This is a genomic window from Hydrogenophaga sp. NH-16, assembly GCF_004006415.1.
Classification (GTDB): domain Bacteria; phylum Pseudomonadota; class Gammaproteobacteria; order Burkholderiales; family Burkholderiaceae_C; genus Hydrogenophaga; species Hydrogenophaga pseudoflava.
The window spans coordinates 2,197,509-2,219,119 of the sequence record NZ_CP029344.1; the positions used below are offsets into that span (position 1 = coordinate 2,197,509).

Consider the following 21,611-nt stretch of genomic DNA (forward strand, 5'->3'; position numbering starts at 1 on the left):
GCCCGGCGCTGAATTCCTGGCCCCCACGCTCAACCGCTCAGGCCATCGCGCGCTCGGGCGCGGCGTGGGTCGGTGCGGCAGGGGCTGCGGCGGTGCGAGCGGTGTCCTGCGTCTGCGCATGGGCCGTCTGCTGCGCCTGCGCCAGGTGCTGCTCTGCGGGCCGGGCCTGCGCCTCGCGCACGCTGAACTCGCTGACCGGTGCGCCTTCCTGCACCATCGCGATCCGCTCGCCGTCCTTGCTCAGGTGAAAGGCGCGCACCTCGCCGCGGTTCGCGTGCGCCTGTGCGTGGCTCACGGCGGCAGCGCTCACGCGGTCGATGCGCTCGTCGTCCAGTCCCCGCGCGCGCAGCCCCGGCGCCAGCTGCTCGCGGGCCAGCGCGTGGTGGCGCTGCTGTTCGGGCGTGAGCGATGAGTTCTGGCCCGGGCGCACCGGCGCGGCCTGAGGGTCCCGGGGCTTGAGCTCGGCCGGCAGCTCCGGCAGCGGCAGGCCGCGCTCCTTGTAGGCCTCGCGGATCGCGCCCAGGTGACCGATGTCCCGCCACAGCTCGTTGGCCCCCTGCTGCACGCGCCCGGCCTGGCGCTGCTGCGCCAGCGCCTTGGGCCAGCCCTGGTCGATGTTGTTGTGCGAGTCCCTGTTCGACTGCAGCGCCATCAAATCCCGCCGCCCCTGCACCACCTCGCCCGTGAACTGCCGGTGTTTCTGCGCCAGCTGCTCGTTGCTCAGCGCGCGGTAGTTCTCCAGCGGTTCGTGGGGCAGGGCGCGCGGGTACTGCTCGTGCACAGCGTCGCTGTAGGCCCCACGCACGGCGTCGGCGGGCTTCTTGTCGGCGTCGATGTGGCGGGCCAGGGCGTCGTTCACGTCGTCCTTGTCCACCTTGGGAAAGCGCGCGTGCATCGCCTCCCAGCTTTTGTCGATGCCGGCCCGGCCCTCAAAGTAGCGCCCGTTGCGTTCGGCTTCTTTGCCGAAGGCCGCGCTGGCCGTGGCCAGCCGGGTCTGCAGGCGTGCGCGCTCGGCCGGGTCGGTGGTGTGCGAAAGATCTTCCCTGAGCCCGTTGATCTGGCGCAGCAGGCGGCCTTCCTTCGACACGTAGTCATAACCCAGCTGCCCCACCTCGCGCCCCAGCGTCTTGCTCCACTGCTGCAGGCGCGATTCCTCGTAGAGCTTCTCGGCGCCATAGGCTGCGGCGCCACCGGTGGCCAGACCACCGACCACCGGGCCGACCGGCCCCGTGACCGGGCTGGTGAGCGCGCCTGCGGCCGCGCCGGGGATGGCGCCCACAGTGGCAGCGCCTCCAGTGACAGCGGTCTTGACGGTCTGGTTGGCCGTCTCCTCGCCCCCGCGCACCCACTGCTCGCGGTTGGAGCGTGCGGTGTCGATGGCGGCGTCGACCTGGCCTTTGGCGTCCACCACGCCGTAGGCCGTGCCCAGCACGCCCGCGGCTTTGCTGGCGGGACGGATGCCGTGCTGGATGGCGGTGGAGAGGGGCAGCCGGTTGTCGATGGTCTTGACCAATTCCGCGGGTTCGTAGAGCTGGCGGTTGGGCGTCAGAAACTGCCTTGCGCCACCTGGTTTGGTGACTTGGCCGTCCAGCTCGCTGGTCGGCGCCACGGTGTTGACGAAGACTTCGGTGGGCGCTTTGGGAGTGATCTTGTAGACGTCGTATTGGGGCGATTCGCTGGCGACGGGGAGGGCGAAGTGTCGCGAGAGGTTCTTGCGTTGCTGGATGGCTGCGTCGAGGTCGGCTTCCTTGGCCCAGAACGGAGAGTAGGGTGAAGGTTGCTGGCCTTTGGGGACGATCTTGACCAGGGGCTCGTCGAGCATCTCCATGCGGGGGAGTTCGCGACCGGAGGTGATCTGGTTGATGGCCCGCATACGCAAGTCCGCTATGGGAGTGCCCGTTGGCGCGGCTTCCTCCAGCCTGGACAGGTACAACACCCCTTCCGGAGTTCGGAGGTACTGCCTTGCTTCCTGTGGCGTCACACCGTGTGTTGTGAAGGTATTGGCCTTTGCAATCGCCTCGACGTTTGCTAGTCGCACGTCGTCAGGGGTCAGATCGGGGGCACTCACTGGCGCTCCCCGTTGCCAGAGAGTCTCTTGTTTCTCAGCTGTTCAATGATGGCTTCAATCTCTTTGTCATCTTCCGTCAGCCCACCCCTCAACTCTTCGGTGAAATCGCCGTAGGCGCTTTCCACGTTGGGGTCGAGGTAATCGCGATAGAGACCTTCCGCAAAAACCGCCCACTGACCCGGAAAGCGGTGCTCGTCGTCAAAGGGCTCCGAGACTTTGCCCGCCTTGGCGTCCTCAATCAATGTGCGCATGCTCTCCAGCAGGCCCTGCACCCGATCCTCATTCGGATACTGCTGGCAAACCCATTCAAGGCGCTCGGCGGCGGCCTTGAGCTTGGCGGGATCGATCTTCTGTGTCATGGTGGCTTCCCTGAAAACGGTTGTTGTGAACGACGAACCGGGATGTTCCCACACCCCGGCGGCGCCCGGTTCAACCGTTTGCGGCCCACCGCAACCGCCCTTAGGCGGCGTGGTCCGGCGCGGTCTTCAGCCCACCGGGACCCAGTGGTTGTCGAGCTGCAGCGGTGCCGAGGTGGGGCGGGCCTCGCCCTGCGTGCCGAGCACGCTGCCGGCGCCGCCCAACCACCAGCGGCCGTCGTGGCTGGCCAGGGCGCAGGCTTCGCGGTGCGCCAGTGCGCGTTGCCAGACCCCGCGCGCGTCGTACAACGCCAGCTGGTTCGCGCGCGGGCAGCTGACGGCGAAGCCGCCACCCGGCCAGGCGCAGATGTCGCCGCCGTAGCCGGCCACCGGCGGCTGGCCTTCGGCGGGGCGCAGGGTGCGGCCGTCCCACACCGCGAGCACCGGCGCGCCGGCCTTGTCGCTGGACTGCGGGTGTTCGGCCTGCAGCGCGATGCCCAGCGTGCCCGAGACCGGGTCGAAGGCCAGGTGGCGCAGGCTCAGGAACGGGTCGGCCAGGCGCCACTGACCCAGCAGCTCTCCGTTGGCGGGGTGCAGCGCGACGAGGGACGAATCCATGCGACCGAGTTCGCGCTTGCTGCGCCCGGTTTCGGGCAGGGTGGGAATGCCGCCGTTGGCCACCATCAGCGTGCCGGCGGGCAGGTCGCCCACGGCCTGCGGCAGCGCCAGCAGCTGGTGCGGGTCCATGCCGTGCGTGGCCCACTCGCCGGCCTTCTCCAGCGACGCCGCGTCGCGCACGCCGATGCGGCCTTGCGCGGTGTCGAGGTCGGTCTCGGTGGTCCAGAGCGTGGCGCTGCCGGTGCGCGCGATCACATGGCCGTTGAAGCGCCGGTCCTCGCCGATCCAGTGCCACTGCGTGCGGCCGCTGGCCTGGTGCCAGCGCAGCAGCCAGTCGCCCGGCCGCCGCGCGACCGCCAGCACCGAGCCCCCGGCCTCGGCCCACAGCCCATGCGCCCGCGTCGGCACCACGAGCGAACGCTGCACCGACCACGACGAATCACCCACCGACAGCAGGCCGATGTGCTGTTCGGTGCCGCTCTGCCAGGCGGCGAGCAAGGTGGTGTTCTTCGCTGCACCGGCCCAGGTCGGTACAGAAGCAGCCACGCCTGCGACCATGAGCAACAGCCGCCGGCGCGAAATGCCTTCATCCAGCAGCCACCGCGGAACCGGCTTTGCCGGGCCGCCAGTGGCGTCCCCCCTCAGGGGGGAAGACGCCGAAGGCGGCGCAGGGGGGAGGCCCTTAATCACCATCCGCATCGGAAAACCCCAGCGGCACATCCAGCGCCGCCGCCACCTCCGCCTGGAACAGCGTGGTCACGCCCTTGAGCGTTTTCGACAGCGCCATCAGCTCCTTGTCGCCCGCCTTCGCGGGCAGCGCGGTGATGGCGGCGTCGGCGCGGTCCAGCGCCTGGCCCCAGCGCTGCGCCAGCGCGATCTGGCCCTTGCCCATCAGCAGGGCCTCGATGGGCACCAGGCCCTGGCCCGGCTGCGGCGGCTGGGCGCGTTGCGCGGCGCTCAGGCGCGCCTGCGTGCGCAGCGCCTGCCACTGCGCGCGCCATTCAGCGGCGTTGTCGGCAGGGGCCAGACGGGCGAACTCGGGAGCATGGCCCTTGCCGGCCGTGCGGGCCTTCTGCACCGGCTGCTCGATGTGGGCCCAGCGCAGCCGCTCCAGACCGCCGAGCCACTGGTTGATCCACTCGGCGAAGGCGCTGCGGGCGGCGTCCTCGTCGCTGGTCCAGTCGCGCGCGGCGAGTGCGTCGAACCCCGTGCGCAGTGCCACCGCCTCGGCCTCGATGCCCTCGGCCACCAGCACCAGGTAGGGGCAGTGGGCGGGCGAGGGTGGGGCGGCCAGCAGCTGCTCCATCGCTGGAAAGCCCTTGGCCGGTGTGCCGACGGACTCCATGTCCGCCAGTGTCTTGGGCGCGCGCGCCAGCGCCTTGGCCAGCAGGGCCGGCCGCGTGGGCCAGAAGTCGATCTGCCGCTGCGAACGGCGCTCGATCACCGGGCCCAGCGCGGGGGTGGACAGGGCGTCCCAGGCTAGCAGGGCACGGCGCCAGGCGTCCTTCAGCGCCGCCGGGGCGGCAGGGCCAGCGCAGTGCTGGCGCGCGGCGGCGGTCAGGGCCTTGGCCTGGGTCTCGAAGTCGCGCGCCAGCGGCGGCAGGTGCTGCGCATACAGGCCCTGCAGCGCGTCCTCGCCGCTGTAGTAGGGGAAGGCGAGTGCGCCACCGGTCTGCGCGTGCAGACTGGTGACGGGCAGCGCCGCGATGGCCAGCAGGCCGGCCAGGGTGTGTCGGCGGTTGATCATGTTTGCGCCTTCACAAGGAGTTGACGAACGCGACCAGCGCGTCGCGGTCACGTTTCGAAAACTTCAGCACCTGGTCCTTCGACGCCTGTGCCTCGCCGCCGTGCCACAGCACGGCTTCGAGCACGCCGTTGGCGCGGCCGTCGTGCAGCAGGCGCTGGTGGCCGTTCACGTCCTTGAACAGACCCACGCCCCACAGCGGCGGCGTCTTCCATTGCCGGCCGTTGGCCTGGAAGTCGGGCCGCCCGTCGGCCAGGCCCTCGCCCATGTCGTGCAGCAGCAGGTCGGTGTAGGGCCAGATGCGCTGGCCGGCCACCTTGGGGCTGGTCAGGCGCGGGAACAGCGGCTCGCCGGTGGTGTAGCTAGGCCGGTGGCAGGCGGCGCACTGGGCCTGCGCGAACAGCGCCTGGCCGCGCAGCACCTGCGGGTCGTCGGGCTTGCGGCGCGCGGCCGGGGCCAGGGTGGCGGCGTAGAACACCACATCGCCCAGGGTCTGGTCGTCGATCTCGGGCACCTGCGCGCTGGCCTGCGACGAGGGTATCAGGCCGTCGTGGCCGGTGCGCTTGCCGCCGCCGTGCGGCGCGGCCAGGCAGTCTTTCTGCGCGGGCGTGCAGGCCTCGCGCCAGTTGACGCTGCTGGTGATGCCCATGTCGCCCAGGAACGCGCCCGCGCTCTGGTGTGCCAGGCTGCCGGTGTTGGCCTTCCAGCCGAAGCGGCCGATGACCTCCTTCTGCGCGAAGGCGTCCCAGACGCGGTTGGGCTGGCCCTTGACCGGGCCGGGCGCGGCGGCCTGCTCGCGCGCGTTGGCCAGGATCTCGCTCTCGGGAATCGCTTCGAGCAGACCCAGGCCGGCCATGTGCGGCGCGATGCGCGGGCTGACCATGACGTCCCTGGCCATGGCGCCGTAGCCGAGGTCGGTGAAGGTGTAGACCGGCTGGTGCAAGGTGTAGCGGGTGCCGTCGGCGAAGCGGCCATGCACCGGGGTGCTGCGGATGCGCACCGTGCCCTCGGCCTTCACGCCCTGGATGGCGGCGTTGTTGAACTGGTCACCGTAGGTCGGTTCGGGCACGACGCCGTCGTGCGGCGCGGGCGTGCCGGGCACCGAAAGGCGGAACAGCAGCGCGACCGTCGGGTCGGGCTCGGGGCCGAGCGTCTTTTTCCAGTCGGGCGGCGCACCGCGGCCGTCCATCACGTGGCAGCCGGCGCAGGAGCGCGCGATGAAGTGCGGCCCCAGGCCGTCGCGCGCCGTGGTGGAGGCGGGGGCCTCGACCCAGTTGCGCTTGAAGAAGGAATTGCCGATGACAAAGCGCGTGCGCTCGGCATCGTCCAGGTTGGCCAGCGGGAAAGAAAAGGAGTTTCTGCCCGTGGTGTGCACGGTGGTGGCGCCGCCGGTGAACTCGCCCAGCGGGTCCGGGTCGGCGTCGGCGGCGGCGGGTCCGATCAGGGCCCAGACCGCCGCGCCGATGGCGGCGGCCCCCATGGCTGGCGCGAAGCGCTTGGCTGTGGGAAGGAGGTTCATGAGGGATCAGGGCTCCACGAGGGTCAGCTTGGCGATGCCGACGGCCGAGGCGGATTCCACCAGCAGCTTGGACTGCGACACCAGGCTGGCGATGGTCTTCTCGATGGCGGGGCGGCCGGCCGAGCCCTTGACGATGGCGCGGTCGAACGGCGCCGGAATGGCTTCCGCACCCTTCACCGAGTCGGCGATCTGGGCCGTGGTCTTCTCGGCCAGGGCCGGGTTCTTCGCGGCCACCAGGTCGCGCACGCCCGGGCCCTTGAGCACGCTGCCGTCGCGGCGCGTGTACTCGCCGGTCCACACGTTCTGGATGCCCTTGGCGTTGGTCACCACGTCGCGGTGGGTGTTGTCGGAGAAGCAGGAGTGCTCGTCTTCCTGGTCCTGCGAGTTCAGGGCCACTTCCATGCGCTCGCCCGAGAGTTCACCGCGCGAGAGCGAGCCCAGGCCGACGATGATCTTGCGCACCGACTCCTTGCCGCCCTTCTCGAACTTCGCGCGGTAGTTCTTGGCGTTGGGTTCCCAGGCCTTGACCAGGGCCGACAGGTCGTCGATCAGCAGCTCGGTGGCCACGGTCAGGTACTGCCCGCGGCGCTCGGCGTTCTGGCCCTTGCCCACCACATAGTCCTCGAACGAGCGGTTGCCCGGGCCGGTCTCGCTCTGGTCCTGGCCCCACAGCAGGAACTCGATGGCGTGCCAGCCGGCGCTGATGTTCTCCTCGCCGCCGCGTTCGTTGGCCTTGGCCAGTGCCGCCTTGGTGATCTTGAACTTGGCGTTGTTGACCATGCCGGCGCCGGGCTTGCCGGTCACGTAGTCCACATAGGCCTCGTCCAGCGGCCAGGCGTTGATCTGACCCTCGGGGCCCTTGTCGTCGTCGATCGGGCCGCCGTAGAAGCGGAAGGCTTCCGTCTGGCCGTAGAACTCGCGGGCATGAAGCCAGGCCTTGCGGGCCTTGGTCAGACCGTCGGCCGAGGGCGCCTTGGTGAACTCGGCGATGGCGGCCTGCAGGTCCTTGGCGGCGGCCAGGGTGTCGGCGTAGTTGGCGTGCACCAGGGCGGCGTAGTGGGCGGCCACGGCCTTGTGGTCGACGGCTGCGGCCGCCGCGGCCGCGGGTGCGGCGGTCTGGGCGTGGGCCGGCAGCGAGGCGGCGGTCAGGGAAGCCAGGGCCAGCACGGCGGCGGCGACGGTGTGCAGTTTCATCGGTGGTTGCTCCTGAGAAAATAAATGAGAATGATTCTAGTTTGAAAAACTTAAGATTCGTTGACGCCATTCACCGGATGTCGACCGGGCCTGGTGAGGATTGTTCGCGGCGCAAGGATCTGAAAGGCTCGGCAGAGGCCCAGGGGCGCAGCCAGTGCGTCCGCCAGGCCAGCAACTGACCCACGCCCAGCGCGCTGCCGGCCAGCAGCATGGTCCACACCAGCACCGCCATCGACGGCCGGTCGGCCGACAGGCAGGCCAGGAGCGAGAGCAGCAAGGCGGCTGCGCCCAGGGCCCGCAGCCGCCGGCGCGGGCGCAGCGCCTCGTCGGCGTGCCGGTGCATCACCTGGCCCCAGTGCACCTCCATCGCCAGCGCGAGCCAGGCCATGCCGCTGAAGCTCAGCGCCGCGGCCAGCAGCAGCCACAAGGCTTCAGACATGGGCCACCTCCGCCACCGCATCGCTGCCCGCCGGGGCGGCTGTCGCGCGAGGCGCAGCCTGTTCGCGCCGGGTCAGCAGGCGCGCCGCCCAGCCGGCGATGGCCGCGCTGGCCAGCAGGCTCAGGTCCACGCCGGCCACGGCCCAGTAGGTCTCGGTGAACACGGTCTTGACCAGGTGGTCGCCGGTGGTGAGGGCGTTGAGCGCCACCGCCGCCACGGCCAGCGCAGCGATGGCCCAGCACTGCTCGCGCCAGGCCGGGTTCATGCGGGCCCGCGCCACCGGGGCGCTGCGCACCAGGGCGTGCACCAGGGCCAGCGCCCAGACGCCGAAGAAGACGGTCTTTTCCCAGTCGCCCTTGCCCGCCAGGTCGGGCGGCAGCAGGCGGTTGGCCACCAGCATGCCGATGGCGGCGATCACCATGCCGGTGACCGTGGTCACGGCCAGCGCGTCGACCACGCGGCTGCCCTGCCCGCCCGCCTTCGCGTGCTGCTGCTTGCGCTTCTCGACGAAGAAGACGAAGCCGGTGGCGATGCAGACGCAGCCCAGCAGGCCGCCCAGCACGTAGAGCCAGCGCAGGAACCAGTGTTCGAAATGCTGCAGGTGCAGGCCGGTGAGGAACTCGTTGACTTCCGAGACCGGGCTGCGCGGCGGGTCCTCGCGCAGCAGTTCGCCGGTGCTGCCCTTGAAGTGGATGCCCTCGCCCACCAGGGCCACACGGTCGCTGCCGGCGCGGTAGACGCTGACGTAGCTGTTGGCGTCGCCCACGTGGTGCACCACCAGGAAGCCCACCTCGCCCGCCATGTCGCGCGCGGCCCAGCGGCGCTTGGCCTCGGCCACCATCGTGTCCACCGAGGCCAGGGGCGCGGGCACACCGGCGGCCTCGTGGGGCAGGCCGGTCTCCTGCGCCTCCATCACCTCGTGCTGGTCGTGCAGGCCCTTGAGCTGGAACTGCGAGACCGGCAGGAAGTAGAAGGCCGCAAAGATCACCAGGCCGGTGAAGGCGAAGAAGAAGTGGAAGGGCAGCGCGACCACGCCGGTCATGTTGTGCAGGTCCAGCGCGCTGCGCTGAGTGTGCTTCTTCGGCCGGAATGTGAAGAACTCGCGGAAGACCTTGCGGTGGATCACCACGCCGCTGACCAGGGCGGCCAGCATCACCAGCGCGGCCAGGCCGACGAGGAAGATGCCCAGGTTCTTCCACGACCAGTTCAGGCTGTAGTGCATGGGATAGAACCAGTCGCTGCCGATCTTGAGCTGGTCGGCGCGCACCACGGCGCCGCTGCGCGGGTCGATGGTGGTTTCGCCGTGGATGTGGTTGTGGCCGTCCGGGTCTTTGGCCAGCGGCACCTTGAAGCCGATGCCCATGCGCAGCACCGGGTCGCGGTGGGTGGTGTAGGCCCAGTACTCGTCGGCCGGCAGCGACAGGCGTGGCGTCATCGGGCCTTTGGCCGGGTCGTGCAGCGTGGCCATGTTGGCCGCGTAGTCGGCCTGGTCGGGCTCGATCTTCCTGAACGCCGGCAGCAGCAGGTCGTCGAACGAGGGCATGGGCTGCGGGTCGAAGCGCGTCTCGGGAATGGCCCAGCGGTCGATCTCGCGGTCGAACACCGAGAGGGAGCCGAAAAAGAACACCACGATCAGCACGAAGCCGATCACCAGGCCGAACCAGGTGTGCAGCCAGGCCATGGACTGCCGGACGTTCTGGAACATGGGGTTTCCTTTCAGGACAGGATCGCGCGCTGGATCGCCCAGGCGGCGGTGAACAGCAGGGCCGCGCCCCCGGCCAGCACGGCCCAGACGCGGGCGATGCTGGCGGCGGCGAAGCTCCAGAGGAACAGGCCCAGGAACACCAGGAAGGCGAGCATGAGCACGCCCATCTCGGCGTCGTGGTACGCCACGCCCAGGCCCGTCAGCGCGGCCACGCCGGCGGCCGCAAAGCCCCAGGTGAAGGCGTAGGCGCCGAAGATGCCGGCGGTCACACGGGCGGTGATCGCCGGCCAGCGAAGCGAGTTGTGGGGATGTGCCATGGTGGGGGTGTGCAGAGGATGGGAGGAGGCGGAGCCACTCAGAAGCGATGCTTGAGCGCGAGGGTGAACTTGCGCGGTTCTCCCTGCGTGTAGCCGCTCCAGGAGCTGTCGTAAAAGACCTTGTCCAGCAGGTTGCTGATGTTCAGTTGCACGGAGGTGCGCGGGGTCAGGGCATAGGCCGCCATGACATCCACGAGGGCGTGGGCGGGCTGGCCGACCCGCTCTTCCAGACCGGTGACCGGGTGGGTCGCCGTGACCGGAGGCCTGCTTTCCCACACCAGACCACCGCCCAGGCTCAGCTTCTGCAGGGCACCGCCGAGGGTGTGCCGGGTGAACAGCTTGAGTTGCTGGCGCGGGTGCTCGGTCACCACATGGGCGCCCTGTGCGTCGCGGGCGCTGAACTGGGTCCAGCCGGCGCCCAGTTGCCAGCCGGGGGCCACTTCGCCCGACACCTCCAGTTCGACGCCCTGCGACTCGACCCTCTGCGCAGCGCGCGAAGCCACGGTCGCGGTGCCCGGTACGAAGTAACCCGCATCGGGCGTGGCGAGGTTGTCCTGGTCGGTGCGGAACACGGCGGCCGTGGCGTTGAGCCTGCCGTTGAAGAACTCGCCCTTGATCCCGATTTCCGAGCTGTCGCCTTCCAGCGGGTCGAGGTACTGGCCCTGGCGGTCCTTCTCGGTCTGGGGCTTGAAGATGGTGGTGTGGCTGGCGTAGACCGACAGGTGGTCGTTCAGGTCGAAGACCACGCCGGCGTAGGGCGTGAAGACACTGCTGTGCCGCAGGGTGTAGGCCTCGGCGGTCCATGCGCCGACCTCACCCTGGCGTTTCCATTGGCTCACGCGCCCGCCCACGATGAACTTCAGCGCGTCGGTGATCTGCAGGCGCGACGCCGCATAGGCACCGGTCTGGGTGGTGGTGTCCCGGCTGGCCAGGTAGAACGGCGACATGGCCGGTTCGGGGTAGCTGCCGTCCCATTCGTTGAAGTTGCCCACCTCGGGCAGGCCCGAGAGGGCGTCGCGGTTGTCCCAGCCGTCCTTGAGCTGGCTGTGCATCGCGCCAACGCTGAGTTCGTGTTCCCGTCCGCCCAGGCGGAAGGGACCGCTGGCCGAGACACTGGCGTGGTTCTGCGTGGGCTCGGCGTGGTAGTGGTAGGGATAGGCGGACAGGCCCAGGCCGGTGGACCGGTCGGGCGTGCCCCAGACCCACAGCTGCTTGGAGTCTTCCACCTGCTTGCGGTGGGCGAGGTCGGCGCGCACGCGCCAGCGGTTGGCCAGCCGATGTTCCAGGCTGGCGAAGGCCGTGGTCTCTTCGGTGTCCCACTGGTTCCAGCGTGTGGCGGTGGTCTTGGAGCGGTCCCATTGGGTGCGCCCACCGTCGGCGTACCAGTAGGTCAGTCCCCCCCAGTAGACGCCGTTGCGCTGGCGGGTCTCGTGGCTCGCGCCCACGCTCACGCGCGTGCCGGGGGCCAGATCGGCGTCCACCACGCCGTAGAACACGCTGCCCCGGGTGTTCTCCAGGTCGATGAAGGCGTCCTGGGCGTCGGCGCTCAGCACCACGCGCCCGCGCACCGACGCGTCGCTGTTCAGCGGCGTGCTCAGGTCCAGGGTGCCGGCGCGGTGGTTCCAGCTGCCGAGCTCCGTTTCCACCGTGGCCGTGAAGGTCTTGCTGGTGGCGTGCTTGCGCACCAGGTTGATGGCCGCGGACGGGTCGCCCGCGCCGTTGAGCAGTCCGGTGGCGCCGCGCACCACCTCGATCCGGTCGAAGGGCGCGGTGCTGATGGTCTCCGCGCCGATGTTGCCGGTGAACATGGGCACGCCATCGAACTGGTAGTTGGTGATGAGGAAGCCGCGCGCCGACAGGCCGTTGCGCCCGCGGTCCATGCTCTTGAGCGAGACGCCGGGGGTGGCGCGCAGCGCGTCCTCGACCGTGTCCATCGCCTGGTCCTGCATGCGCTCGCTGGTCACCACGCTCACCGACTGCGGCGTGTCGCGGATCGAGAGTGGCAGGCCGGTGGCGGTCGACGTGGCTTCCGTCGTGTAGGAACCCGAACCCTCCGAGGTGGCGTCGGGTGTTCGCTGGGCCTTGACGGTGACGGGCGCGAGCGTGGCTTCTTCGGTGGGCTGGGCCAGGGCCTGGGCCGGCAGGGTCTGCAGACAGGCGGCGGACAGCGCCGCGCAGAGGGACGTGAGGGGGTGGTGCATGGCGGATCGGGACGGCGTGGGTGGACGAGGCGGGGCGTGTGGCTTCAGTACGCCCAGTTCAGCGTCACCGAGGCGCTGCGCGGCTCGCCGTAGTAGTTCTGGTCCCACAGCAGGCTGTTGAGGTACTTCTCGTCCGTGGTGTTGCGCAGGTTGGCCGTCAGGCTCCAGTGTTTGCTGAAGCGGTAGCGCGCCATCAGGTCCAGCAGGGCGTAGGCGTCCTGGGCCGAGGTGATGCCGCCGCCCTGGTCGCGCGAAATCGCGCTCTGCCACTTCAGGCTGGCGCCCAGCTCCAGGCCGGGCACGGCGTCGATGGCGACCGTGGTCGACAGGCGCAGGGTCTGGCGCGGCACGAAGGTGCGCACGTTCTGGCCGTCCTCGCCCTTGATGCGGTTCTGCGCGTAGCCTGCGCTCAGCTGCCAGCCCGGGGCCACGGTGCCGGCGATCTCGGCCTCGAAGCCGCGGGCGGTGGCGTCGACCCCGCGGTAGTAGGAGATGCCGTTGGCAAAACCGGCGTACTCGGCGGTGTTGTCCTGCTGGGTGCGGAAGACGGCGAGGCTGGCGTTCAGGCGCTTGTCGCTCGATTCGAACTTCAGGCCCAGTTCGCCGGTGCGGCCCTCCACCGGGTCGAGCACCGCGCCGCTGGCGTCCAGCTCGATCTGCGGGTTGAAGATGCTGGCGGCGCTGCCGTAGACCGAGACGTTCGGGTGGACGTCGTAGACCAGGCCGGCGAAGGGCTGGGTCTTGCTGGCGCGGTAGTTGTGGTCGACGCCGTACTGCACGCCGGCGCTGCTGGCGCGCGTGAGGTTCAGGCCGGCGATCAGCTTGAGGCTGTCCGAGAAGTTGAACTTGCCGGCGCTGTAGACCGTGCGGCGCTTGTCGATGCGGTGGCCGAAGGCCGAGACGCCCTGGTCGAAGTCGGGCATCGCGAAGCTGCCGTCCAGCACCTGCTGCAGCGTCAGCGCCTGGCCCAGGTCGTCGTAGCTCGACGCCATGTCGACCTTGTTGCGGCCGGCCGAGGCGCCGAACACGGCCTCGTGCTGGCGGCCGGCCAGCTGGAACGGCCCCTTGAACTGCAGGTCGGCGAGGGTCTGGCGTTCCTGGTGGTCGTAGGTCGAGGGCCAGCTGAACAGGCCGGCGCCGGTCGCGCGGTCGGGCGTGCCGTAGATGTAGAGCATGGCGGTGTCCGAGCGGATGCGGCGCTGGTTGAACGTGGCCTTGGCGCTCCAGCCGCTGCCCAGGTCGTGCAGCAGCTCGGCGAAGCTGCGCCCGTCGTCGGTGTCCCAGCGCGCCCAGGCGGGCGCCGAGCTGGCCGAGCGGTCGTAGTCGATGGCCGAGCCGTCGCTGTAGTACAGCGGCAGCGCGCCCCACATCAGGCCCTGGGGCCGGTTGTTCTGCTGGGCGTGGCCCAGGGTCAGCACGGTGGACGGGCCCAGGTCGGCCTCGATCACCCCCGAGGCCACCTGCTTGCGGGCGTGGTAGCGGTCGAGGTAGGAGTCCTTGTCTTCGTCGGCCACGATCAGGCGGCCGCGCAGGCTGCCGCTGGCGTTCAGCGGGCCGGCCAGGTCGGCGTCGACCCGGCGCAGGTTCCACGAGCCCAGGGTCAGGCCGGCGCTGGCCTGCAGCTTCGCGGTCGGGCGCTTGCGCACGAAGTTGACCGTGGCCGAGGGGTTGCCGGTGGACGAGAGCAGGCCGTTGGCGCCGCGCAGCACCTCGACGCGGTCGTAGATCGCGGTGTCCATGTCGCCGTTGAGCAGGCCCGAGGCGAAGGGCAGGCCGATGCCGTCTTCCTGGAAGTTGGTGATGTCGAAGCCGCGGGCGGAAAAGTAGGTGCGGTCGGTCTCGACCTTCTCGACCTGCACGCCGGTCACCCCGGACAGCAGGGTGCGCACCTCGTTGAGGCCGAAGGCCTGCATCTGGGCCTGCGAGGTCACGCTGACGGACTGGGGCGTCTCGCGCAGGCGCAGGTCCAGGCCAGTGGCCGAGCTGGACACCGATGCGCCGAAGGCTGGCGACTGTTCGGTAGGCGCAGCGCTGGCGCTGTCGCGCACGACCACCGTGCCCAGCGTGGGCTCAGGCGCGGCAGGTGCCGTCTGGGCCAGGGCGGACGGGGCCAGTCCGAACAGGACCGAACTGGCGAAGGCGATGCGGGAAGCGAGGGCGAGCGGGCTGAGCGCTGCCGGGGCAGACAGGTGGGTGTTCATGGGTCAAGAGACAGCAGTTCCGTCGTACGACGGGGGTCATTGGCTGGCTCTTGACGGCGCGCGGCGGGAGGCGCGCCCGTGGCTGGCTGGTCTTAAATGATAACCATTATCAATAAATGCTTCAAGACGTTGCCCTCGCCGCCCGTCCGCAGACCGGGCACTGCCGCGTCAGGCCACTGCCCGCACCTGGACCTTGGTGAACAGCCGCCGCACGTCGTCCGGCCGTGCGAGCCCGGTGCCGGCGGTCAGCAGTGCGGCCGAGCCGGCGGCCACGCCCCAGGCGAAGGCCTGATCCATCGGCATGCCGTGCTGCCAGGCCCAGACCAGGCCGGCGACGAAGCTGTCGCCCGCGCCCACCGCGCTGGCCACCGGCATGTCCAGTGGCGGTGCGAACCACATCGCCTCGCGCGTGACCAGCAGCGCGCCCAGGTGGCCCAGGGTCAGCGCCACGATCTCGCTCCGGCCGTCCAGCACCAGCTGGCGCGCCGCGGCTTGCCACTGGGCCGGCGTCTCCAGCGTCTGGCCGCTGAGCTCGGCCAGCTCCTTGAGGTTGGGCTTGAACAGGAACACACCCTCGGCCAGCGCCGCCGCCAGCGCCGGCCCGGAGGCGTCGAGCACCAGCCTGGCGCCGCGCTGGCGGCACAGGCGCGCGACGCGGGCATAGAAGTCGGCGGGCACGCCCGGCGGCAGGCTGCCGCTGGCGACCACCAGGTCGGGGAATTCGCTCAGGCCTTCGAGGTGCTGCAGGCAGGCCATCCACTCGGCCTCGCTCAGGTGCGGGCCGGGCATGACGAAGCGGAACTCGGCGCCGGTGCTGTGCTCGTGCACGGTGAAGCTCACGCGGGTCTCGTCGGCAATGGGCAGGAACACGCTGTCCAGGCCCTCGTCGCGCATGCGCTTCTCCAGCCACTGCCCCGGGGAGCCGCCGGTCGGGCACAGCGCCACGCAGCGCCCGCCCAGGCGGGTGAGCACGCGCGCCACGTTGACGCCGCCGCCGCCCGCGTCGTGCAGCGTGTCGCCGCAGCGCAGCTTGTGCGTGGGCACGACGGATTCGGTCTCGGTCGCGAGGTCGACCGAGGGGTTCATGGTCAGGCAGAGGATGCGGGGCGGGGTGTTCATGCGGCGGTTGTACCGCATGCGCCGCCCGGCGGCTTTGCCCGGCCTCAACGGATGTGTTTGGCCCGCTTGGCGAGAAAGGCCTGCGCCACGGTCATGCCGCGCCGGCCGGGGCGCACCACGATGTCCTGTCCGGCCTGCACCGTGCCCGGCTGCGCCACGGCCAGGTACCAGCCGCAGTTGCAGGCGTCCACCATGAGGCGCCCTGCGTCGGGCAGACCGGCTACGGCATTGAACTTCGAGCAGGGTTCGCGCGGCGCGGTGACGCGCAGCACCAGATCGCCGATGACCCATTCGTCGCCGATCCACACCTCGCTCTCGCGCAGGCCCTCCACGCTCAGGTTCTCGCCGACGAAGCCGAACGGCAGCGGTTCGTCGAACATCGACACGCCGCGTTCGCGCCGCAGGCGCTGCCAGGTCGGCAGGTGCTCCACCGGGTAGGCGTAGACCGCCTTGTCCAGGCCGCCGTGGTAGGCCGGGTCCGCCTGTTCGTCACCGGCCAGGCCCAGCGGTCCGACCGCCACCGCGCCGCCCACCGGCGTCTTGCCGATGGCCGACAGCACACGCCGGTCACCCACCATCAGGGGGCGGACCACGCCGGTCTGGACGCTGACGATCCGCGTCACCTCAGCCGCGCATCAGCGCTTCGATCTCGTCGGCCTTCACCGGCACGTCGCGGGTGATGAGCTCACAACCGCTCTCGGTGACGATGGCGTCGTCCTCGATGCGGATGCCGATGTTCCAGAACGCCTCCGGCACGCCTTCGCCCGGGCGCACGTACAGGCCGGGCTCGATGGTCAGCGCCATGCCCGGGCGCAGGATGCGGCTGGGGCGGTCCTTGATGACTTCGCCCGAGAGCGGGTCCTTGCGTTCGTTCACCGTACCCACTTCCGACGGTTCGACGTAGCTCCCGCAGTCGTGCACGTCCATGCCCAGCCAGTGGCCGGTGCGGTGCATGTAGAACGGGAAGTAACTGCGGTTGGCGATCACGTCCTGTGCGCTGCCGACCTTGTTCTTGTCCAGCAGGCCGACGTCGAGCAGGCCCTGCGCCAGCACGGCCACCGTGGCTTCGTGCGGGTCGGTGAAGCGGTTGCCGGGTTTCGTCGCGGCCACGGCCGCGTCCTGGCTGGCCAGCACCAGGTCGTAGAGCGTGCGCTGCGGGCCTGTGAACGTGCCGTTGGCAGGGAAGGTGCGGGTGATGTCGCTGGCGTAGCCGTCGAGCTCGCAACCGGCGTCGATCAGCACCAGCTCGCCGCTGCGGATGGGCGCGGTGTCGGCGCGGTAGTGCAGCACGCAGGCGTTGGCGCCGGCCGCGACGATGCTGCCGTAGGCCGGGTACTGCGAGCCGTGCTGGCGGAATTCGTGCAGCAGCTCGGCGTCCAGGTGGTACTCGCGCACGTCCTGCCCGGCGCGCAGCATGGCGGCGCTCCTCTGCATGGCGCGAATGTGGGCGCGTGCGCTGATCTGCGCCGCGCGCCGCATCACGGCCTGCTCGTGCGCGTCCTTGATCAGGCGCATCTCGTCCAGCGGGCCGCACAGGTCGCGCTGCTGTTCGGGGCACAGCGCGCCGTAGCGCACGCGGGCGCGCACGGGTTCGAGCCAGCCGTTGATGCGGCCGTCCAGCCCCTTGTGGGTGGCGAACGGGTACCAGACCACGCTGCGGTTTTCCAGAAGCTTCGGCAGGCGCTGGTCCAGCTCGCTCACGGGGAAGGCGGCTTGCACGCCCAGCGCGTCGGGCGCGGCGGCCGGGCCCAGGCGGATGCCGTCCCAGATCTCGCGCTCGGCGTCTTTCGGGTTGCAGAACAGCGTGGCCTCTCCCTCTGCAGTCAGCACCAGCCAGGCGTTGGGCTCGGTGAAGCCGGTCAGGTAGTAGAAGTAGCTGTCGTGCCGGAACAGGAAGTCGCTGTCGCGGTTGCGCTGCTGCTCGGGCGCGGTGGGCACGATGGCGATGCCGCCGGGGGTCAGCTGCGCGGCCAGGCGGGCGCGGCGCTGTGCGTAGAGGGTGAATGAGGTCTGGGCGTCCATCGCCGCATTGTGCGGCTTTTGTTTGCTCGCGCGCAGCGCAGGGTCAGCGGTTCAGCTCGTCCAGTCGCTCGGGCGTGCCGACGTCGGTCCAGGGCCCGCGGTACAGCTCGGCGCCCACGCGGCCGGCGTCCATGGCCTTGCGCAGCAGCGGTGCCAGGGGCTCGGCCGTGCCCTGCGGGTTGCCTGGGACGGTGTCGCTCCATGGCGACTCGAACAGCTCGCGGCGGTACAGACCGATGGTGCTGTAGGTGTAGCGCTCGCCGTCGGCGCTGTTCAGCGCGCGGCCGTCGGGCGACAGACCGAAATCGCCCCGGGGGTTGTGCGGCGGGTTGGGCACCAGCCAGAGGTGGGCCAGCCGGTCGCTGTCCACGAAGCGGTCCACGCTGTCCTGGCTGAAGACGAAGTCGGGCGCGTACACGTCGCCCGCCAGCACCCAGAACACCTCGCCCAGCAGGGGCAGCGCGCGCGAGATGCCACCGGCCGTCTCCAGGGCGTAGCCGAAGTCCTGTCCTTCGTGGGAGAACCGCAATTCGGCACCGGGGTGCTGCTGCGGCCAGTCGGCGAAATGCGCCGCGATCTGCTCGCCCAGCCAGGCGGTGTTGATCACCAGCCGGTCAAAGCCGCCCCGCGACAGCGCTTCCATGGCCCACTGCATCAGCGGCTGGCCGCGCAGCGGCAGCAGGGGCTTGGGGGTGGTGTCGGTCAACGGCCGCATGCGCATGCCCCGGCCGGCGGCCAGGATCATGGCGGGAATGGGCGTGTGGAGGGTGGAGGCCATGGTGGGTGCGCGTTCGATGAACCGCCGCGCGCATTATGGTCCGCCGACGGGGGCCGATAAAATCCCTGGTTTCGGCCCGCGCCGACCCCTTCTCTCCTCCCCTCCCCCGCACCATGTCCGACGCCACCCCCAGCACCGCCCCCGCCCCAGTTTCCGCCGTGAGCGCCCAGACCCAGGCCAACGCCATCCGCGCGCTCGCCATGGACGCGGTGCAGGCCGCCAACTCCGGCCACCCCGGCGCCCCCATGGGCATGGCCGACATGGCCGTCGCGCTGTGGGGCCGCCACCTGCGCCACAACCCGGCCAACCCGGCCTGGGCCAACCGCGACCGCTTCGTGCTGTCCAACGGCCACGGCTCCATGCTGATCTACGCGGTGCTGCACCTGACGGGCTACAAGCTGCCCATCGGCGAACTCAAGAACTTCCGCCAGCTGGGCAGCAAGACCGCCGGCCACCCCGAAGTCGGCCACACGCCCGGCGTCGAGACGACTACCGGCCCGCTGGGCCAGGGCATCACCAATGCGGTGGGCATGGCGCTGGCCGAGAAGCTGCTGGCGTCCGAGTTCAACCGCGAAGGCCACGCCATCGTCGACCACCACACCTACGTGTTCCTGGGCGACGGCTGCCTGATGGAAGGCATCAGCCACGAGGCCGTGGCCCTGGCCGGCGCCTGGAAGCTGAACAAGCTGGTCGCCCTGTACGACGACAACGGCATCTCCATTGACGGCCAGGTCGCACCCTGGTTCATCGACGACACGCCCAAGCGTTTTGAAGCCTGCGGCTGGAACGTGATCCGCGCCGTCGACGGCCACGACGCCGACGCCGTGAGCGCCGCGATTGCCGCCGCCAAGAACAGCGCCGACAAGCCGACGCTGATCTGCTGCAAGACCAGCATCGGCAAGGGCAGCCCGAACCGCGCCAACACCGCCAAGGCCCACGGCGAGCCGCTGGGCGCCGAAGAAATCAAGCTCACCCGCGAAGCGCTGGGCTGGAGCCACGAGCCCTTCAAGATCCCCAAGGACGTGTACGCCGCCTGGGACGCCAAGGAGGCTGGCAAGGCCTTTGAGGCCGCCTGGAACGAACAGTTCGCCGCCTACAAGGCCGCCTTCCCCGAGCTGGCCAAGGAGTTCACTCGCCGCATGAAGGGCGAGCTGCCCAAGTCCTTCAACCAGGTCGCTGTCAACGCCGCCGTCGAAGCCCACACCAAGGCCGAGACCGTGGCCAGCCGCAAGGCCAGCCAGATCGCGCTGGAGCACTTCACCGCGGCCCTGCCCGAGCTGCTGGGCGGTTCGGCCGACCTGACCGGCTCCAACCTGACCAACACCAAGTCCACACCCAACCTGCGCTTTGACCTGGCTGGCAACGTCGTGAAGAACGATGCTGGCGTGGGTGGCCGCCACATCAACTACGGCGTGCGCGAATTCGGCATGGCCGCGATCATGAACGGCGTTGCCCTGCACGGCGGTTTCATCCCCTACGGCGGTACCTTCCTGACCTTCAGCGACTACAGCCGCAACGCCATCCGCATGGCCGCGCTGATGAAGCAGCGCGTGGTCCACGTGTTCACGCACGACTCCATCGGTCTGGGTGAAGACGGCCCGACGCACCAGTCCATCGAACACGTCGCCAGCCTGCGCCTGATCCCGGGCCTGGACGTCTGGCGCCCGGCCGACACGGCCGAAACCGCCGTGGCCTGGGCCGTGGCCCTGCAGACCGCCAACCGCCCCAGCGCCCTGTGCCTGTCGCGCCAGAACCTGCCGTACGCACCCAAGGCCGACCTGGCCGACATCAGCAAGGGCGGCTACGTGCTGTCCGAGCCGGCCGACGTGGGCCTGAAGAAGAAGGCCCAGGCCGTGATCATCGCCACCGGCTCCGAAGTGCAGCTGGCGCTCAAGGCGCAGGAAGCCCTGGCCAAGGAACACAAGATCGCCGTGCGCGTGGTCTCGGTGCCCAGCACCAGTGTGTTCGACCGCCAGAGCGCCGATTACAAGGCCGCCGTGCTGCCCAAGGGGCTGCCGCGCGTCGCCGTCGAGATGGGTGCCACCGACGGCTGGTGGAAGTACGGCGTGTCGGCCGTGGTCGGCATCGACACCTACGGCGAATCGGCCCCGGCGCCGGTGCTGTTCAAGCACTTCGGCTTCACCCCCGAGAACGTGGCCGACACGGTGCGTGCCGTGCTGGCGAAGTAAGCAGATTTCGGTTTCCCTTTTTCATCCATCCACAGGAGCAGAAGACATGGCTATCAAAGTCGGTATCAACGGTTTCGGCCGCATCGGTCGCAACGTGCTGCGCAGCGCGATCCAGAACTTCCCGGACATCGAGATCGTGGCCATCAACGATCTGCTGGAGCCCGACTACCTGGCCTACATGCTCCAGTACGACAGCGTGCACGGCCGCTTCAAGGGCACCGTGTCCGTCGAGGGCAACACCCTGGTCGTCAACGGCAAGAAGATCCGCCTGACCGCCGAGAAGGACCCGTCCGCCCTGAAGTGGAATGAAGTCGGTGCCGACGTGGTGATCGAATCCACCGGCATCTTCCTGGACAAGGCCGGCGGCGAGAAACACCTGGCCGCGGGCGCCAAGAAGGTCATCTTCTCCGCCCCGTCCAAGGACGACACCCCGATGTTCGTGTTCGGCGTGAACGACAAGACCTACGCCGGCCAGACCATCATCTCCAACGCCTCATGCACCACCAACTGCCTGGCCCCCGTGGCCAAGGTGCTGCACGACAAGTGGGGCATCAAGCGCGGCCTGATGACGACGGTGCACGCCGCCACAGCCACGCAGAAGACCGTGGACGGCCCGTCCAACAAGGACTGGCGCGGCGGCCGCGGCATCCTGGAAAACATCATCCCGTCCTCCACCGGCGCCGCCAAGGCCGTGGGCGTGGTGATCCCCGAGCTGAACAAGAAGCTGACCGGCATGTCCTTCCGCGTGCCGACCTCCGACGTGTCGGTGGTGGACCTGACCGTTGAACTCAACAGCGAAGCCACCTACGAAGAGATCAAGGCCGAGATGAAGGCGCAGAGCCAGGGCGCCCTGAAGGGCGTGCTGGGCTACACGGAAGACAAGGTGGTGGCCACCGACTTCCGCGGCGAGACCTGTACCTCGGTGTTCGACGCCGACGCAGGCATCGCGCTGGACAAGACCTTCGTGAAGGTCGTGAGCTGGTACGACAACGAGTGGGGCTACTCGAACAAGTGCCTGGAAATGGTCCGCGTCGTGAGCAAATAAGCTCCCCCCTGCGCCGCTTCGCGGCTTCCCCCCGGGGAGGGGACGCACCCTGTGGCCCGGCAAAGCCGGTTCCACGGGTGCCCTGGACTTAAAAAG

At 69.8% G+C, this 21,611-nt stretch carries 17 protein-coding genes; 2 read left to right on the forward strand and 15 right to left on the reverse strand.

Features of this window, described 5'->3' with window-relative positions; all coding sequences use genetic code 11:
- Positions 1-37: 37 nt before the first annotated feature.
- The 15 genes from DD542_RS10655 to DD542_RS10725 form a co-directional block, all read right to left on the reverse strand.
- On the reverse strand, positions 38-1,873 hold the full coding sequence (locus DD542_RS10655) for a hypothetical protein (RefSeq protein ID WP_127805646.1): 1,836 nt from the start codon (positions 1,871-1,873) through the stop codon (positions 38-40).
- A gap of 191 nt (positions 1,874-2,064) precedes the next feature.
- Positions 2,065-2,427 carry a hypothetical protein gene (locus DD542_RS10660; protein WP_127805648.1) on the reverse strand — a complete coding sequence of 121 codons (363 nt, stop codon included), beginning with the start codon at positions 2,425-2,427 and terminating at the stop codon, positions 2,065-2,067.
- 126 nt (positions 2,428-2,553) lie between these two features.
- Entirely contained in the window at positions 2,554-3,588 is a 1,035-nt protein-coding gene (locus DD542_RS10665) for a DUF1513 domain-containing protein (protein ID WP_241559747.1), read from the reverse strand.
- Between the two features lie 136 nt (positions 3,589-3,724).
- Entirely contained in the window at positions 3,725-4,789 is a 1,065-nt protein-coding gene (locus DD542_RS10670) for an imelysin family protein (protein ID WP_127805650.1), read from the reverse strand.
- A gap of 10 nt (positions 4,790-4,799) precedes the next feature.
- Entirely contained in the window at positions 4,800-6,305 is a 1,506-nt protein-coding gene (locus tag DD542_RS10675) for a di-heme oxidoredictase family protein (protein WP_241559748.1), read from the reverse strand.
- A gap of 6 nt (positions 6,306-6,311) precedes the next feature.
- Entirely contained in the window at positions 6,312-7,499 is a 1,188-nt protein-coding gene (locus DD542_RS10680; RefSeq protein WP_127805652.1) for an imelysin family protein, read from the reverse strand.
- 70 nt (positions 7,500-7,569) lie between these two features.
- Positions 7,570-7,938: a DUF3325 family protein gene (locus tag DD542_RS10685; RefSeq protein ID WP_127805654.1), complete on the reverse strand. Its 369-nt coding sequence runs from the start codon at positions 7,936-7,938 to the stop codon at positions 7,570-7,572.
- Positions 7,931-9,643, reverse strand: a complete 1,713-nt coding sequence (locus DD542_RS10690) for a PepSY-associated TM helix domain-containing protein (protein ID WP_127805656.1) — start codon at positions 9,641-9,643, stop codon at positions 7,931-7,933. The genes DD542_RS10685 and DD542_RS10690 overlap by 8 nt, the downstream gene beginning before the upstream one ends.
- 11 nt (positions 9,644-9,654) lie before the next feature.
- Positions 9,655-9,960, reverse strand: coding sequence for an iron uptake protein (locus DD542_RS10695; protein ID WP_079364801.1), 306 nt, complete (start codon positions 9,958-9,960; stop codon positions 9,655-9,657).
- A gap of 38 nt (positions 9,961-9,998) precedes the next feature.
- The gene (locus DD542_RS10700) at positions 9,999-12,161 is read right to left on the reverse strand and encodes a TonB-dependent siderophore receptor (RefSeq protein WP_127805657.1); all 2,163 of its coding nucleotides are present in this window, start codon (positions 12,159-12,161) and stop codon (positions 9,999-10,001) included.
- A 44-nt stretch (positions 12,162-12,205) separates the two neighbouring features.
- Positions 12,206-14,362: a TonB-dependent siderophore receptor gene (locus DD542_RS10705; protein WP_127805658.1), complete on the reverse strand. Its 2,157-nt coding sequence runs from the start codon at positions 14,360-14,362 to the stop codon at positions 12,206-12,208.
- A 168-nt stretch (positions 14,363-14,530) separates the two neighbouring features.
- Entirely contained in the window at positions 14,531-15,481 is a 951-nt protein-coding gene (locus tag DD542_RS10710; protein ID WP_127805659.1) for a 1-phosphofructokinase family hexose kinase, read from the reverse strand.
- Between the two features lie 44 nt (positions 15,482-15,525).
- Positions 15,526-16,059, reverse strand: coding sequence for an MOSC domain-containing protein (locus tag DD542_RS10715; RefSeq protein ID WP_079364871.1), 534 nt, complete (start codon positions 16,057-16,059; stop codon positions 15,526-15,528).
- A gap of 46 nt (positions 16,060-16,105) precedes the next feature.
- Positions 16,106-17,503, reverse strand: a complete 1,398-nt coding sequence (locus tag DD542_RS10720; RefSeq protein ID WP_127805660.1) for an aminopeptidase P N-terminal domain-containing protein — start codon at positions 17,501-17,503, stop codon at positions 16,106-16,108.
- A 43-nt stretch (positions 17,504-17,546) separates the two neighbouring features.
- Positions 17,547-18,248: a nucleotidyltransferase family protein gene (locus DD542_RS10725; protein WP_127807364.1), complete on the reverse strand. Its 702-nt coding sequence runs from the start codon at positions 18,246-18,248 to the stop codon at positions 17,547-17,549.
- A gap of 146 nt (positions 18,249-18,394) precedes the next feature.
- Here DD542_RS10725 and tkt point away from each other — a divergent pair, with 146 nt between their 5' ends.
- Positions 18,395-20,470: a transketolase gene (tkt, locus tag DD542_RS10730; protein ID WP_127805661.1), complete on the forward strand. Its 2,076-nt coding sequence runs from the start codon at positions 18,395-18,397 to the stop codon at positions 20,468-20,470.
- 46 nt (positions 20,471-20,516) lie between these two features.
- On the forward strand, positions 20,517-21,515 hold the full coding sequence (gap, locus tag DD542_RS10735) for a type I glyceraldehyde-3-phosphate dehydrogenase (protein ID WP_127805662.1): 999 nt from the start codon (positions 20,517-20,519) through the stop codon (positions 21,513-21,515).
- The last annotated feature ends 96 nt before the right edge of the window (positions 21,516-21,611 follow it).